Consider the following 14,218-nt stretch of genomic DNA (forward strand, 5'->3'; position numbering starts at 1 on the left):
TCCGCGTTATTGTTCGTCAAGCACCTGTGAAGAAATCTGCTCGTCAGCCGCGATCACCCTTTCTTCTGACCGCTCAAATCCGCACCTCGATCAGGCTGTCACATAGATGCTGCCCGCCTCGACGGTGACTGGAAATGTGCGCGCGCGAACGGACGGATCGACCAGGGCCGCGCCTGATTTGATGTCGAATTCCCAGCCATGCCAGGCGCAGCGCACAATCTCGTTTTCGCGATGATAGATGAATTGCGCCTGTTCGACCGGCGCAGTTGTTCCGCATTGCGGCCCCTCGCAAAGCGGAGCGCCGCGGTGCGGACAAACATTCAGCAGCGCGTGGAATGAATCTCCGATGCGGAAAACCCCGACCGAAAGGCTGCGGATCTTGGCGATGAAGGGAGATCCGGTTTCGATCTCGTCGACACGGCAAATATATGTCTTCTCAGGCATCGTCTGCTTCCTCAGGCGGCATTCGCCGCTTGCGCGCGGGGGATGCGTTTGTAGACCTCCAACGCATTCAGCCCCATGATCTTGCTCTTCCAGGCGGGAGGGATTTGCAGCGTGTTGGCGTCGTCGTAATCCCAATGCGGATAATCGGAGGCAAACATCAGCGTATTTTCGCCGTCCATCGCTTCGAGAGTGGACCAGAGATGCTGAATGTTTGCGGGCTGCTCCAGCGGCTGCGTGGAAAAGCGGATGTTGCGCCGGCAATATTCCGACGGCAGCATCTTCAGCCATGGCGTCTCTTTGCGCAGCGCTTTGTAATCCGCATCCAGGCGCCACAATACCGACGGCACCCAGGCCACGCCGCATTCGATGACGACGAAGTAGAGGTCCGGCCATTTTTCGAAGACGCCATGCGCAATCATGCTTGCGACATGTGAAATCGCCGACATGTGCAGGATGGCGTGCGTCTCCCAGAAGAATGTCGTCGGGGCAGGAGCAATCGCGGTCGAATTCACGCCGCCATGGCCGCCCAGATGAATGGCAAAGGGCAGCCCCACTTCGGCGCATGCTTCATAGATCGGGTGGTAAAACGGGTCACCATACGGCTTGACAGAGCCTTGCGAGGCAAGAACCTGAACCATCCGCGGATGATTGCCCAAGCGGCGTATCTCTGCGGCCGCGAGCTTCGGATCCTGTGGCGCAATGATGATCGAGCCCATGAAGCGATCGTCCTTCGGTAGCCAGTGATCGATCTGGTAGTCATTGTAGGCGCTGACCAGAGCGCTGGCATAATAGGGGTTGGCGAGGGTAGACGCCTCGATCGGCTCGTCGCCGGTCAGGATCGCCACGTCGACCTTGTACTTGTCGAGGTGCTTCTCCTTCATGATGAGATAGTTGTCGGCTTCCGTTTTCGGACGGACGTCCTTGCGGGAGAAGTCCTGCGGATGAAACCAGGGACGATGGCCATGCGGGAAGGCGCCAACGGGACCTGTCTTCTCGCCTTCGACGAACATGTCCCTCCACAGGCCGGAAAGGTAGGGCTCCAGTACAGTGGCGCTTGACCAGTAATTGTGACAATCGCAGTCGACTATGAACACGTTGCTCAGCTCCGTAGCTTCAGCCTGGTCGATGCTGCCGGCCGATTTCTCCCATGCAGCTTCCGCCTTGAGTATTGTTTGATCAAGCTTATGATCCAGCGCAATATGATCGACTTTTTCGATTGGAGGTCACGTGCAGCTAGATCACATCGAAACCTTTCTCGACATCATCGAGTCGCGAAATTTCAATCGCACCGCCGAGCGGTTGGGATTGACCCAGTCGACGATCAGCACCCGGATCAAGAATCTGGAGAGCGCGATCGGGTCCGAGCTCTTCCAGCGCGGGCGCGCCGGTGCTGAGCCGACAGCCGCAGGACGGCGGTTCGAAGCCTACGCCAGATCCCTGCTGTCGACCTGGTCGCAAGCTCGACACGACGTGCGAGCGTTCAACCGGTTCGAGGGCACCTTGCGCATCGCCGCACAGGTAGGCATGACCCGGTCGGTTCTGCCGGGATGGGTCGAGACATTGTGCCAGGCCCTTCCAAAATCCTCGATCCATGTCGAGTCGGATTATTCGAACCAGATGGTCAGCGACTTAAGCATGGGAAATCTGGATATCGCCGTCCTTTATGCTCCTCGCTACCTGCCTGAGATCGCCTACGAACATCTGATGGTCGAGGAATATGTGATGGTTTCGTCGGCTGCCAGAACGCTGTCCGACGTCGACCCTGAAACCTACATTCGCCCGGGCTACACCGCCGTGCTGGAAAAGACGCACGCAGAGCTGCTGGCCGAGCTGGCGATCTGTCGGCTTTCGACGGGATCGGAAACTCTGGCGGAGATCATGCTCCGACGAACGGGCGGCACCTGTTATATGCGTAGCGACGATGCGCGCAGGTTCACTGCGGAGCTCCCATCGTTCCTCGTCGAGGGAGCGCCGACGCTGCACCAGCCAGTCCACACCGCGATACTCGCGCGCCGCAAACACGAACCAATTATTCGCAAAGGCATCCGAGCTCTCCAGGTTGCTGTGATGTCACTGGAAGTCTAATCGAAATTACCGATCATAAAGGCAGGATTGCGCGGCTGTTCAGCGGGGTTTGAAGTGGCATGTTGGCTCGACTTCAAACCCGAGTTGACTGATGAATGCATACGCGGCCTTTGCAGCCTCCGGCTTCGTCCCAACAAAGCGTCACCGGCAACGGGCACAGACCACACCGCAGCTTGTGCTCTGCCGGCGCGTGATCGACGAAACGCACGATGTGAAAACCTTCGTTCTCACACCCGCTTCTGATCGGATGTTCTGCTTCAGCGCTGGCCAGTATGTTCTGGTGCACCTGAGGATCGACGGTGCCGCAGTGACGCGCTCCTACTCTGTTTCGTCACCACCGACGCGACCGCTCGACCTTCAGATTACCGTGAAACGGACGCCGGGCGGGCTCGTTTCGAATTGGCTCCATGACAATTTCAGGCCAGGCGATGGGATCGAAATCGAAGGCCCGCTCGGCTCGTTCAATCTCGACGATCTGCCGCATGCAAAGTCCCTCTTCCTCTCAGGTGGCAGCGGGATAACTCCCGTCATGTCAATGCTGCGGGCATTTACCGACCGCGCAGCCGACCAGGAGATCCACTTCATTCATAGTGCGAGAACGCCGGACGACATCATTTTTCGGCTCGAACTGGACGCACTTGCCGCTCGCTTTCCCAATGTTCATGTGACTTGCATTTGCAGTCACGGAGACCCGGCCTGGACGGGTCCAACCGGGCGAATTAACAATGAGATGCTCGTGACCTTGGTTCCCGATCTCCATAGCCGCACAGTTTTCGCCTGTGGGCCGGAATCCTACATGAAGGCTGCACGCAGCTGCCTCGATGCAATCGGGCTCGCCCCTTCACAGTATCATGAGGAGAGCTTCGGGGGCGGCAACATTTCGCGTTCGCTATCGGATTCAAAGGTTTCGTCTTCGGTCCGCTTCGCCCGCTCCGGCCTTGCATATCACTGCGCGCCCGGAGAGACCCTGCTGGAAGCGGCGCGCCAATGTGGCGTCTATGTCCCAACCGCTTGCCAGCAGGGAGTTTGCGGTACGTGCCGGATCGCCAAGCTGTCCGGCGAAGTCGTCATGGATGACCTAGGCGGACTGACCTTGGAGGACAAATCGGCAGGCTATATCCTGGCGTGCTGCAGCCGCCCACAAGGCGACATTTTGCTTGATCTCTAATTCTACCCATCGCGGAACGAAATCGGGCAGCCTATGCGTTCAACGACCAAGCCATACTACTGCGACCGCAAGTGATTAGGTTTCGGAACCCGGATGGGCTTGCCCCATTTCTGGCGCAGCTCACGCTGGGCATCGCAAGCGACAAAAGTCCTACCCAGCAATACGCTTGAGCTATCATTCAGCCGTTGCATGGGATCGACCTCGGCACAAAGAGGCGCGGCAATTCGGCTCCAGCTACACCGTCGCGGCCGGATCAGGGGCGTTGCGGTTGAGATGAACCGCAATCGAATTACGGTTCACCAGGCGACCCGCGAGGACACGGTGTTCAAACGGTGCGGTGTCGCCAGCCAGCCTCTTCAAGAGAAGCTCGGCTGCCGTCGCCCCGATCAGATGCGCCGGCTGCGCGATGGCTGTGATACCTTGGGCCACGAACTGCATCCAGTCGAGATCGTCGAAGCAAAGCAGCGAAACCTCTCCCGGAATCGCAAGCTTCAGTGCGGATGTCGCCTCCAGAACGCCTGTCGACATCACACCGTCCGCGGTAAACAGGGCGGACGGCGCATTGCGCATTGTCAGTAGATCGAGTGCCTCCTTTCGTGCTGCCTCGCTGGAATAGACCGCCACGCGGCGGATCAACTGCGGATCCGGCGAAATGCCCGCAGCGCGATGGGCTTCGAGATAACCCAACAATCGTTGCCAGCTTGGATGATGGTAGCGAACGTCGGAGCTGGAGAGATCAGCGTTCGTCACAAAGGAGCCAACATCATCGCGTTGGTCCGGCCCGAGTTCCGCCAATATTCCGATGCGGCTGTGTCCGGCGGCGATGATCGCCGCTATGCTGCTACGCGTTACAGAAACGTTATCGACCACGACCGAATCGGTTTCCATGCCCGCCACGATGCGATCGAACTGCACGACGGGACAGCCGGCCGCGACTGCGTCACGAAGATGATCCGGCTTGTCCAAGAAGGTCGATGAGACGACTAAACCATCGACCTGCTTTTCCAACAGCAGCTGCACCGCCTCTCGCTCGAGTTCGGCATTTTCGTCACTATTCGTAACGATAACCCCGAAGCCGCCACGGCGCGCGACGTCCCCTATTCCGCGCAGCACGCTTGCATAGAATGGGCTTTCGATGTCGCCCACGACAACTCCGATAGTCTGCGTCTTACCGGTGATCAGACCTTTGGCCAGGCGATTGGGGCGATAACCCAGCGCAGCTGCTGCGGCGCGCACCTTCTCCTGGACCTCAGGGCTGCTGTAGCCGTAGTCACCAAGAACGCGCCCAGCCGTGGCAGAGCTCACTCCAGCCCGGCGAGCGACTTCGATGATAGTTGCGTTTTTGGATCTTTGAGTCACCCAGCAAGTCCCGCCGACCATGCAACGTCGTGGCGACGAACTAGCGGCAGTTAGGCACGCCCCGCAAGGCCGAACACCGCAGCACCCGCCGTTGCGCACACCATTTGAATCACAGCACCTCCGACAGAAAGCGCCGAAGACGCGGGCTCTGCGGATTGTCGAAAAGGTCCTCCGGTCGCCCTGCCTCGACGATCCGCCCCTCGTCCATGAATACGACCTGGTTCGCGACCTTGCGGGCGAAATTCATCTCGTGTGTTACGACCACCATCGTCATCCCGCCCCGACCGAGATCGGCCATCAAGTTCAGGACGCCTTTGACCAATTCCGGATCGAGCGCGCTGGTGACTTCGTCGAACAGCATAATTTCGGGTTCGAGGGCGAGCGCACGCGCGATGGCCACCCGCTGCTGTTGCCCGCCCGAGAGATTGGCCGGCCGATGATCTTTGCGCTCCAGCAGTCCGACTTCATGCAGCCTGGCTAAGGCCGCGCCCTCAGCCTCCTCGCGCGACATGCGTTTAACTTTGCGCAGCGCCAGAGTGATGTTGGCGAGCGCGCTGCGGTCGGGAAACAGATTGAACTGCTGGAAAACCATGCCGACGCGCCGCCGGAGCTGGTCAGGGGTCTGTTTGTAGATGCTTTCGCCATCGAGCAGAATGTCACCGGCTCGACACTCTACTAGGCGGTTGAGGCAACGCAGCAAGGTGGACTTGCCCGAGCCGGACGGACCGATGAGGCAGGTGACGGTCCCGGGTTGCACTTTCAGACTGACGTCATGGAGCACCTGGACGGCGCCGTAGGCCATGTCGATATTCTTCACCTCGATGCCCCCACCCTTGAAGCGAATGGGCTGTGCTGCGGGCAACGTCGCTGCGCCCGGCACGACGGCTTCGGCAAGCTCGGTGACTTCCTTGAGGCCACTCTGCACGGCGGTGATTCGTTTGCCGACACGCATGCGCGCGTCGATGTAGTTGACGAGATGGGTCAGCGGCACCGTGATCACGAGATAGAACACGCCGGCCAGCAAGAGCGGCGACAAGTTGCCGGTCAGCACAGCCTGGTCTTGGCCGACGCGGAACAGTTCGCGTTCGGAGGCGAGCAGACCAAGGAAATAGACCAGGCTGGAGTCTTTAACATTGCCGATGAACTGGTTGACCAGTGCAGGCAGGACGCGACGGATGCCTTGCGGGATCACCACAAGGCGCATGCCTTGGCCATATGTCATGCCGAGAGTGCGCGTGGCGTCGATCTGACCACGCTCGACGCTCTGAATGCCGGCGCGGAAAATCTCCCCGATGTAGGCGCCGGCGATCAGGCTGAGCGCCAGAATGCCCAGCGGATAAGGCGATGGACCGAACAGATCTCGGCCCAACCGCGCGAAGCCTTGGCCAATGATCAGGATTGTGACAATGGCAGGAAGCCCGCGGAAGATATCGGTGTAGACTCGGGCAAGGAGTTTCAGCGGCTGGTTCTCGGAAATCCCCATCACGGCGAGTACGATACCGATCAGCGTCCCGAAAAACGTCGAGGCAAGGGCCAGGATCAAGGTGTTCTTGAGGCCGACCGTCACCATGTTCGGCAGAACTTCTGCCATCGCCTGGAAATCCAGGAAGCTGCGGGCGAAGGTGTCGAACCAGCTCATATCAAGTCCATCTACAACTCGGCCGGGCACCGTTGCTCACGGGTCCGGCCGGAAACGATAACAAATACGCGCGAATTTACTTCTTGGGCAGATATTGATCCGGCATCGGAGTGCCCGGGAACCACTTCTCGTGCAGCCGTTTCCAGGTGCCATCGTCCATGGCCTCGCGCAGGGCCTTGTTTAGCGCCTCGCGGAAGGCATCGTTGCCTTTCTTGACCACGAACCCGGCCGGCGCATCGAAGGACGGCACATTCATGGTTATCTTCAGGTTCTTATAGCGCTCCACATACTGCTTGGCCGACTCATAGTCAGTGAAATGGCCATCGATCGTTCCGTTGTTCAGCGCCGCCACCGCAGTGTTGTTGTCGGGGAATTTGACGATGTCGCCCTTCAGATTCTTCTCTGCATAGATCTCCTGCAGCGTCCCCTGGATCACGCCGATGCGCTTTCCGGCGGTGCTTTCATTACTTGTCAGTGCCGGATCCGCCGAAATGATCGACAGGTAGCCGGCGAGATAGCCGTCGCCAAAATCCACTGTCTTCTTGCGCTCCGCGGTCGTGCCGATGGCGGCGACAGCGACGTCGAAGCGACCGTTGGCGACAGACGGCAGGAGCGCCGAGAATTCCTGGCCGGTGAAAACGACCTGCTCCTCCTTGAACCCGAGCCGGCGCGCCACGTCGCGGAAGAGTTCAGCGTCGAAGCCGGTGAAGTTGCCGTTGGCGTCGGTGAAGACATAGGGTTTCGCATCGCCCATCGTCCCGACACTGATCACAGCAGGGTCAATGAGGTTGTAGGGATTGGTGGCCGCCTTTGCCTGCGTTGATGCAGCCAACGTGCTAAGTCCTGTCACAAGAGCGATAGTCAGCGCCAGACCGCATTTCACCAGTTGGCGCCTGCTTGAATTCGTTTGCATGTCTTCTCCTCTTAAGATTGGCCGAACTCGGCCTGCGATCCCACTCGACGTCTAATCCATCAAAACGCTCCTGGGCGGCGTTCAGTTAGATGAATGAGAACGTTATCACTTCGTCTAGCATTGTCCATTTCTCGCGTCAATTGGTCGGGAGAATTTCGCAGCTAGACTGGTTTCCTGTGCCGTTCCGCGGAGGATCTCCACCGTAATTTTTCCAATATCGATTGCTGCCGCATGGCCGATCGCGCCGTAGTACTGACAGGTAGCAGCCGCCGCCTCTGCAGCATCGCGGAGAATATTCTGAGGCGCCTCTTCCTTAAGCAGGCCGAATAGCGTTCTGGCGATGAAGGTGTCGCCCGCGCCCAGGGTATCGACGGGTTCGACCAGCTGCGCCGGGGTGCGGTAGGAGACGGTGTCGCTGTGAAGCACGGCGCCGGCTCGACCACGAGTCACCAAAACCCACCTTGAACCACATGCAAGAAGTTCGGATGCGATTGCAGCCAATTCATTGTCGTCGAGACCATCACCCGAGACGGAGGCCAGATAGCAATGAGGCCCAATCTCGAGTCGATGTCCCGGGTCCCGCCGCGTTGAAAAATCGTAAGATAACAGTGCTTTACTCGATACCGCAGCAACCCATGGGTCTAACCCGCTGGATTGGCCAATGTGAACGGCCTCAAAGCCCGAGAGAAAATGCAGATCTTCTTGCGTCGGCGTGAACATCGAGACGCCGAGGTCGAAGTCCAGGAAGATCCGATCGGCGTTTCGGTGACCTATGAGGCAATAGGCGGTCGGCCCTTCAAGGCGCCGCAATCGGGTGACGTCCACGCGCTCGGACTTGAGTGCGGCGTGGATCAAGTCCCCTGCCCGGTCTTTGCCGATCGCCCCAACATAGGCCGACTGCCCGCCGAAGCGGCTGACATAGACCGAGACATTGAGGCAATTTCCGCCAGGATACATCTCGCCGCGAGCGAGATAACAATCGACCACGTTGTCGCCCATCGCGGCAATCTTGACCATCGCAGGCCTTTCAGTTTAAAGGATATGAGAACGTTCGCACAATGGCCTGCCATTTGTCAATTGTGCGCCGGCCCAAGCTCTATCATCGAGAAGAGGACCCTCATGATTTCCGCCCTTCCCGCCGACGTAGAACGCACCCTGACCGCTACGGCGGGCAGGCAGTTTTCGCACCTGTTTCTCGTGGCGTGCGGCGGCTCGCTCTCGATCATGATGGCAGGCAAATACTTCGTCGACCGTCGCAGCGGCACATTCGCCTGCGACATCTACAACGCGGATGAGTTCGTCTGCCGAGACCCGCGACGGTTGGGACCTGACACGCTCGTTGTCCTTTGCTCGCAGACCGGAACCACCAAGGAGACCGTCCGAGCGGCCAATCACGCAAGAAATCGAGGCGCAACGACAATCGGCATGACCCTTGACCAGGTATCGCCCCTCGCGCGCGCCGTCGACCACCCTGTGGCGTACCAGGCCTCCTACACGACGGGCAAACCGATCGATGCAGCCCGCAGCAATTACGGCGTGCTCTACACGTTGCTGGCCGGCCTAATCGATGCTCGGGAGAATGCTGGGCTGACCGCCGATCTGCTGATGAGCCTGAGCCATCTTCAGCCGGCGATCGAACGTGCGCACCGGACCTATGCCGCCCGGTTTCAGGCCTTCGCACCCCGTTTCGCGCCGCGCAAAGCGATCTACACACTGGCCGGCGGTGCCAGCTATGGTGCGGCCTATTCGTACGCCATCTGCGTGTTGATGGAGATGCAGTGGTTCGACTCGCAAGCCATACACGCCAACGAATTCTTTCACGGTCCATTTGAGGTGGTGGACCGGGACGCTTGCTTCGTGGTCTTGCTGGGTTTGGACGAAACGCGGAGCCTTTCCGAACGCGCCCGCGATTTCCTTTTCAAGTACGGCAGCCGGGAAAACATCCTGGTGCTCGATGGAGCGGAACTCGACCTCAGCGGTATGTCCGAACACATCAAACCCTATCTCGTGCCCTTGGTCTTCTTCGACACTCTATGGCGTTTTGCCTACGAGCTGGCCGGTCTGCGCGGCCGGCCAATGCTTGAGGGCCGGCGCTACATGAAGAAGCTCACCGACTATTAGTTCCGCCGCACTCTGCAGCGATCCAACAACCCCCAGCCCGTCTTCTGCGAAGAAGGATTTCTCTATGACTGCATCCCCAAAGCCCCGCCATGTCGTTGTTATCGGCGCAGGCATCTTCGGTATTTCTTCCGCGTTGCACCTTGCTCGTCTTGGCGTTGATGTAACCATTGTCAATGACGGCGCGCCGGCCAACGGTGCATCCGGCCGTTCACTTTCCTGGCTGAACTCAGCGCGACGTGCGGACACTGCCTACCACCGCTTGAGGCTTGCAGGCATCGACCGTTATCGGACCCTGGCCGCCACAAGGCCGGAAACGGCGTCGTGGCTTCGCTTTGACGGCGGCCTCACCTGGGATGCGGATGATGAGGCGAACCAGATCGCGTCCATCTGCCAGCTGGAGCAGGATATTGGCTATCACGCGCTTCTGCTCGGCCCTGCCGAAGTCGGTGCAGTGACGCCCGGCGTCAACGCCAGCGCAATCACCCCGCAGGGTGCCATCTTCAATCCTGGCGAAGGATGGGTTGACCTGCCCTGCCTGATCGATCTGCTGCTCAATGAATTCCGCTCCCGCGGCGGTAAGCTTGTTCGGGACGCTGGACGCGTGCGGATAGATGCCACAGGTGGTCGCGCGCGTGGCGTCGTCACTGCCGACGGTGTGCCGTTAAAGGCGGATACAGTGGTCCTTGCCGTTGGGCCAGCGACGCCTGTCATGCTTGCGGAGATCGGAGTCCATATCCCCGACGCTACGCCGATTTCACTTCTCTTGACGACCAAGCCGATCAAGACCGAGCTCCGTGCCGTGCTGAATACGCCGCGCGTGGCGGTGCGCCCGACGCCGGATGGCGCACTTGTTTTGGATTCGGCATGGTCGGAGGATGAAGTCGTGGTCAACTCGGACGGCACCTACACCGTGCACTACAAGACCATAAAAGGACTGCTCGACGAGGCTAGTGCGGTGCTCGAGGGCAATCCGCGGCTCGAACTCGCTACCTATGCAGTTGGCCCGAAGCCCATCCCGGGCGACGGCGAGCCAGTGCTCGGCTCCGTCGAGACCGTCGCCGGTCTTCACGTCGCCTTTAGCCACAGCGGCGCCACGCTCGGATTGATCGTCGGCGAATTGCTTGCCAAAGAAATCGTCTCCGGCAATCCGCATCCCATGCTTGCAACGTTTCGCGCTAATCGTTTCAGCTGAAAGGGCAATTGGGGCAAGGCCGAACCGTCCAGATGGGCCGCGGGCCTGGGGAAGAGATGGGTGACAGGATCGCGTGATTAGGTTGTCGTCATACGGCAACAGACACGGCGACGGCGCTGCGCGCCCAAGCGCGGACGCCCAAGGGAGAAGATGAATGCCCCGCAAACTATGGCCAGATAGCCGCTCGCGATCCACTGGAGTGCGCTGAGCGCGACAAGTTGCGCAAGCCTCCGCATCTGCGAAAACCAGATACTGCGCACGATCAGAAACGCGTTCCACCAGAAGGAACAATTTCACCTTGTTGAGAGACGGCCCGCCTTGCGGCGTGCGAGGGGTCGGCAGTGTCCAGGCGTAGTGACTTGACCAAGCTTTGATCAAGCGTCAGCATTGCGCCTATTGTCGCGCACAGCGATTGTCGGGCAATCCACACTCAGCTCAACGGCAATGAACACGGCTCGCCACGAGGGCCCCGACGCGTACAAGGACAGGAAATGCCCATCACGGTGAAAGTTGGCGAGGCCAAGACGCATCTCTCGGAACTGCTTTCAAGGGTCGAAGCAGGCGAGGAGGTGATTATTTCGCGCGGCAACGATCCCATCGCTAAACTGTCGCGCATTCAACGGCGCAACGATGTCGAAGCCGTGATCGAAGAGATCAGCGCTGCCCGCGCCCGCGCCAAGCCCGTGACGCAGGACGAAATTCGGGCCTGGCGCGATGAAGGGCGCCGCGCTTGATGGCGATCATCGTCTGATGCCTTTCGTTGTCGACCTTTCCATGGCGGATTCTTTCTGATGAAGACAGCGAGGCGGCGACCGCCCTGATGCGACGATTGCCGGGAACAACGGCGCCTGTCCCTTCCTTGTTCTGGCACGAGGTGCGTAACGTCGTACTGATTGCCGAGCGGCGTGGCCGCATCGCGGCGGGCGAAGCTGCACCACCATGGCACGGCTGCGCCGATTGCCACTGGAGGACGCGAGCGGCGGGTCGGACGGCGCGGTGCTGACGCTAGCGGCTTCGCACGGGCTCAGCGCCTATGACGCCGCCTATCTTGCGCTGGCAATCGAAACCGAGTTGCCGCTGGCCACCCTCGATCGCAAGCTCGCACTTGCCGCGCGCCGCCAGGGAGTCCGAATTCTCGGGCCGCTCGCGAATGGCAACTGACCTCTTCGCTCGACCCACCTGCCTATGTCGTTCGACGTGCCGAAGCCTTCGACCCTCTCAATGCCCTGCTGCCCTTGGACCGCCGCGAGTTTCTGGCCGACTTTGACCGACAACGACCTGGCAACCTGCGCCATCTGGCCAGGAAGGCATTTTGTGCCCAGAGGTGCTTGACCCGCCGGTCGGCCCGGCAACACGGTTAAAATCCTGTTTGCGCAAAAAACGGGCACAAACGGCCTTGGCAGTTCGACAACGCGCCGATATGCGGGACAAGGGTGGCTGCAATGCTGGGGGGCAGATGCTCCTGGCATGCCGCCTCATCCCTTCGACGAGGCCGGCGTGGTAAAGCCGACCCATTGAACCATCGGCGACAACGCAGTCGCGCGGCAGACACAAGCCGCGTCGGGACGATCCACACGTATCCAACTGTCAGCGAGCGCAGCATCGAAAGGGCCGGCGCCGGAAAAGCGGCCGGAACAGAAAGAACCGCGAGCTGGCCAACGACGCTGAGGCGACTTTGGATCGTGCCCGCGGTGTAGAATCCGAGCCGGGCTTTCTGGGCCCAGGTAACAACCGCTTTCGATGAGAGGCGGTATATCGAGACAATCGTGGCCTTCGACCAACGGTCGCGCGTTTGCGCCTGAGCGCAACGGCCTGATGGTGCTGCGCGGCTACGCCCTCTCAAACTGCGGGAACAGACCAAAGAGCCCGGTGGTCTACCTTGTGGGAATCAGGTGCAGTGCAGACTTCCCGCCCTTCACGGCCGCCGCCGACAGCTTGCGGTCAAAACTTGCAAGCTGGCCGCCACGCGCCTTGGCGAGCGCGAGAAGATAGGTATCGGTGACCTGTGCCGAGGTCAGGATTTTCGCTGCATCGATGTCGCCAGAGCCAACCAGGCTCACATCGTCGGGCCAGAAGCTGTGCCCATGCAGGGCCCGCAACTTGGTAACGATTTGCGCAACGACGGCGGGCGAGCCGGGACAATTGGGATATCTTTGGTTGCCGACGATGCGCAGGACGCCGTTTTCGGTGATGGGACACGTAGCCCATGCGGCGCGTTACCGGTCACTTCGAACCAGCCATGGGCGTCGTCATGGGCGACATGGCCAGGATCTATCAGTGCGATCAGCACATTGACATCGAGCAGGAACGTCACGGCAGTTCGTCTCGCAAGGCGTTGACCGTCTCAAGCGTGACAGGAGGTGCATCCGGCCGAGGCGACAGCAGAGGAATCCCGTTGCGCTCGCCGCCGGCTTGAGGCCGGCGCAGCGAGCGCCGGGCGAGATCGGTGATGACCTCGCCGAGGCTGCGATCCTGCTGCCGCGCTATGGCCCTGGCCGCGACCAGGACGTCGTCATCGATTGCCAAAGTGGTTCTCATATCGCCTCCTTGGTGCGCATCAATCATCACGCATCACATAGAGCAGCGACGCCGGATACTCAAGCGGTGCGAATACCCGGTGGACTTTGCATGGAACACGTTTTGTGCCGGAAGGATCGTCGCTCCACGGCTTCAACCTTTGTATGCGACGAGAACTGCGCCCGCTGCAATCAGTGAAACGCCAAGCCAGTTCGGCAGGGACAATTGTCACTGAGGAAAACCACAGCGAATACCGCGTCAAGCGCGACGCTTAGCCTGGCGTCACCGAGCCACTCCCCCCTCCCATAATGCAGCACCAGGGCTCGATGACATATCTTGATTGTGTTGCTGACGTCAGCCAGATCCCGCTACGTCGAAATGGCCTTGATCAGACCAGACTTCCGCTTCGCCCAGATTGCGATGTCGCGTGGGCTGTCGCGCAGGGTGGTGCGGTGGGTGACGAGCTGGTCGATTGGTATTTTTCCATCGCGGATCGAGGCAATGATGTGCTGGAAATCCCCACGCGTCGCGTTGCGACTGCCGATCAGCATCATTTCGCGCTGGTGGAACTCTGGATCTGAGAAGGTTATGTCGTCCGGCACGACGCTTACCATCACCATGACGCCGCCATGGGCAACATAGGCAAAGGCAGACTGCATCGAACGGCTGTTTCCCGTTGCCTCGAAGACGACGTCGAAACCTGTTCCCGCAGTTCGTGATGCAGGTGCTTTATGATCCGAAGCCGAATTGGCGGTGACAAGTTTCCTCCGCAGCAAAGGA

Annotated in this window: 13 protein-coding genes and 3 pseudogenes; 6 read left to right on the plus strand and 10 right to left on the minus strand. The window is 59.9% G+C overall.

What is annotated here, in order from left to right:
• Positions 1-90: 90 nt before the first annotated feature.
• Entirely contained in the window at positions 91-444 is a 354-nt protein-coding gene (locus tag NKH70_RS14870; RefSeq protein WP_352808893.1) for a Rieske (2Fe-2S) protein, read from the minus strand.
• Positions 445-455: 11 nt separating this feature from the next.
• Complete coding sequence (locus tag NKH70_RS14875; RefSeq protein ID WP_353025555.1) at positions 456-1,538, minus strand: amidohydrolase family protein; 1,083 nt, start codon at positions 1,536-1,538, stop codon at positions 456-458.
• A gap of 133 nt (positions 1,539-1,671) precedes the next feature.
• On the opposite strand from NKH70_RS14875, the gene NKH70_RS14880 reads away from it, so the two are divergent.
• Both NKH70_RS14880 and NKH70_RS14885 read left to right on the plus strand, forming a co-directional pair.
• Positions 1,672-2,529, plus strand: coding sequence for a LysR family transcriptional regulator (locus NKH70_RS14880; RefSeq protein WP_353025557.1), 858 nt, complete (start codon positions 1,672-1,674; stop codon positions 2,527-2,529).
• A gap of 91 nt (positions 2,530-2,620) precedes the next feature.
• Positions 2,621-3,697 (plus strand): FAD-binding oxidoreductase, encoded by a 1,077-nt coding sequence (locus NKH70_RS14885; RefSeq protein WP_353025559.1) that lies wholly within the window; start codon positions 2,621-2,623, stop codon positions 3,695-3,697.
• Positions 3,698-3,931: 234 nt separating this feature from the next.
• Here the strand turns inward: NKH70_RS14885 and NKH70_RS14890 are convergent, their stop codons facing one another.
• From NKH70_RS14890 to NKH70_RS14905, 4 genes are all read right to left on the minus strand, one after another.
• Entirely contained in the window at positions 3,932-5,077 is a 1,146-nt protein-coding gene (locus tag NKH70_RS14890) for a LacI family DNA-binding transcriptional regulator (RefSeq protein WP_353025560.1), read from the minus strand.
• 88 nt (positions 5,078-5,165) lie between these two features.
• The gene (locus tag NKH70_RS14895; RefSeq protein ID WP_352719118.1) at positions 5,166-6,695 is read right to left on the minus strand and encodes an amino acid ABC transporter permease/ATP-binding protein; all 1,530 of its coding nucleotides are present in this window, start codon (positions 6,693-6,695) and stop codon (positions 5,166-5,168) included.
• 76 nt (positions 6,696-6,771) lie between these two features.
• Complete coding sequence (locus NKH70_RS14900) at positions 6,772-7,608, minus strand: ABC transporter substrate-binding protein (protein WP_352719119.1); 837 nt, start codon at positions 7,606-7,608, stop codon at positions 6,772-6,774.
• 114 nt (positions 7,609-7,722) lie between these two features.
• Entirely contained in the window at positions 7,723-8,625 is a 903-nt protein-coding gene (locus NKH70_RS14905) for a PfkB family carbohydrate kinase (protein ID WP_353025561.1), read from the minus strand.
• Between the two features lie 102 nt (positions 8,626-8,727).
• On the opposite strand from NKH70_RS14905, the gene NKH70_RS14910 reads away from it, so the two are divergent.
• From NKH70_RS14910 to NKH70_RS14925, 4 genes are all read left to right on the plus strand, one after another.
• A complete protein-coding gene (locus NKH70_RS14910) occupies positions 8,728-9,729 on the plus strand; it encodes an SIS domain-containing protein (RefSeq protein ID WP_352977489.1) in 1,002 nt (333 codons plus the stop codon).
• Between the two features lie 64 nt (positions 9,730-9,793).
• Positions 9,794-10,921: an NAD(P)/FAD-dependent oxidoreductase gene (locus tag NKH70_RS14915; protein WP_353025562.1), complete on the plus strand. Its 1,128-nt coding sequence runs from the start codon at positions 9,794-9,796 to the stop codon at positions 10,919-10,921.
• Between the two features lie 491 nt (positions 10,922-11,412).
• Positions 11,413-11,655, plus strand: coding sequence for a type II toxin-antitoxin system Phd/YefM family antitoxin (locus tag NKH70_RS14920; RefSeq protein WP_292653697.1), 243 nt, complete (start codon positions 11,413-11,415; stop codon positions 11,653-11,655).
• 205 nt (positions 11,656-11,860) lie between these two features.
• A complete protein-coding gene (locus NKH70_RS14925; protein ID WP_352977485.1) occupies positions 11,861-12,082 on the plus strand; it encodes a hypothetical protein in 222 nt (73 codons plus the stop codon).
• Positions 12,083-12,795: 713 nt separating this feature from the next.
• Here the strand turns inward: NKH70_RS14925 and NKH70_RS14930 are convergent.
• The 4 genes and pseudogenes from NKH70_RS14930 to NKH70_RS14945 all read right to left on the minus strand — a co-directional run.
• Positions 12,796-13,235, minus strand: a pseudogene (locus NKH70_RS14930) (TA system VapC family ribonuclease toxin).
• The gene (locus tag NKH70_RS14935) at positions 13,232-13,459 is read right to left on the minus strand and encodes a CopG family transcriptional regulator (RefSeq protein ID WP_352977483.1); all 228 of its coding nucleotides are present in this window, start codon (positions 13,457-13,459) and stop codon (positions 13,232-13,234) included. The pseudogene NKH70_RS14930 and the gene NKH70_RS14935 overlap by 4 nt, the downstream one beginning before the upstream one ends.
• Positions 13,460-13,591: 132 nt before the next feature.
• Positions 13,592-13,716 (minus strand): annotated as a pseudogene (locus NKH70_RS14940) (EamA family transporter); the annotation flags it as partial.
• A gap of 90 nt (positions 13,717-13,806) precedes the next feature.
• Positions 13,807-14,151, minus strand: a pseudogene (locus tag NKH70_RS14945) (zinc-binding dehydrogenase); the annotation flags it as partial.
• Positions 14,152-14,218: the final 67 nt, after the last annotated feature.

It is taken from the genome of Mesorhizobium sp. M0991 (assembly GCF_040318915.1).
GTDB lineage: Bacteria > Pseudomonadota > Alphaproteobacteria > Rhizobiales > Rhizobiaceae > Mesorhizobium.

Excerpts from the sequence above, each read along its gene's own strand:
- NKH70_RS14870 (WP_352808893.1), bottom strand. The coding sequence starts at position 444 with ATGCCTGAGAAGACATATATTTGCCGTGTCGACGAGATCGAAACCGGA.
- NKH70_RS14885 (WP_353025559.1), top strand. The coding sequence starts at position 2,621 with ATGAATGCATACGCGGCCTTTGCAGCCTCCGGCTTCGTCCCAACAAAG.
- NKH70_RS14890 (WP_353025560.1), bottom strand. The coding sequence starts at position 5,077 with ATGGTCGGCGGGACTTGCTGGGTGACTCAAAGATCCAAAAACGCAACT.
- NKH70_RS14895 (WP_352719118.1), bottom strand. The coding sequence starts at position 6,695 with ATGAGCTGGTTCGACACCTTCGCCCGCAGCTTCCTGGATTTCCAGGCG.
- NKH70_RS14900 (WP_352719119.1), bottom strand. The coding sequence starts at position 7,608 with ATGCAAACGAATTCAAGCAGGCGCCAACTGGTGAAATGCGGTCTGGCG.
- NKH70_RS14905 (WP_353025561.1), bottom strand. The coding sequence starts at position 8,625 with ATGGTCAAGATTGCCGCGATGGGCGACAACGTGGTCGATTGTTATCTC.
- NKH70_RS14910 (WP_352977489.1), top strand. The coding sequence starts at position 8,728 with ATGATTTCCGCCCTTCCCGCCGACGTAGAACGCACCCTGACCGCTACG.
- NKH70_RS14915 (WP_353025562.1), top strand. The coding sequence starts at position 9,794 with ATGACTGCATCCCCAAAGCCCCGCCATGTCGTTGTTATCGGCGCAGGC.
- NKH70_RS14920 (WP_292653697.1), top strand. The coding sequence starts at position 11,413 with ATGCCCATCACGGTGAAAGTTGGCGAGGCCAAGACGCATCTCTCGGAA.
- NKH70_RS14925 (WP_352977485.1), top strand. The coding sequence starts at position 11,861 with ATGGCACGGCTGCGCCGATTGCCACTGGAGGACGCGAGCGGCGGGTCG.
- NKH70_RS14935 (WP_352977483.1), bottom strand. The coding sequence starts at position 13,459 with ATGAGAACCACTTTGGCAATCGATGACGACGTCCTGGTCGCGGCCAGG.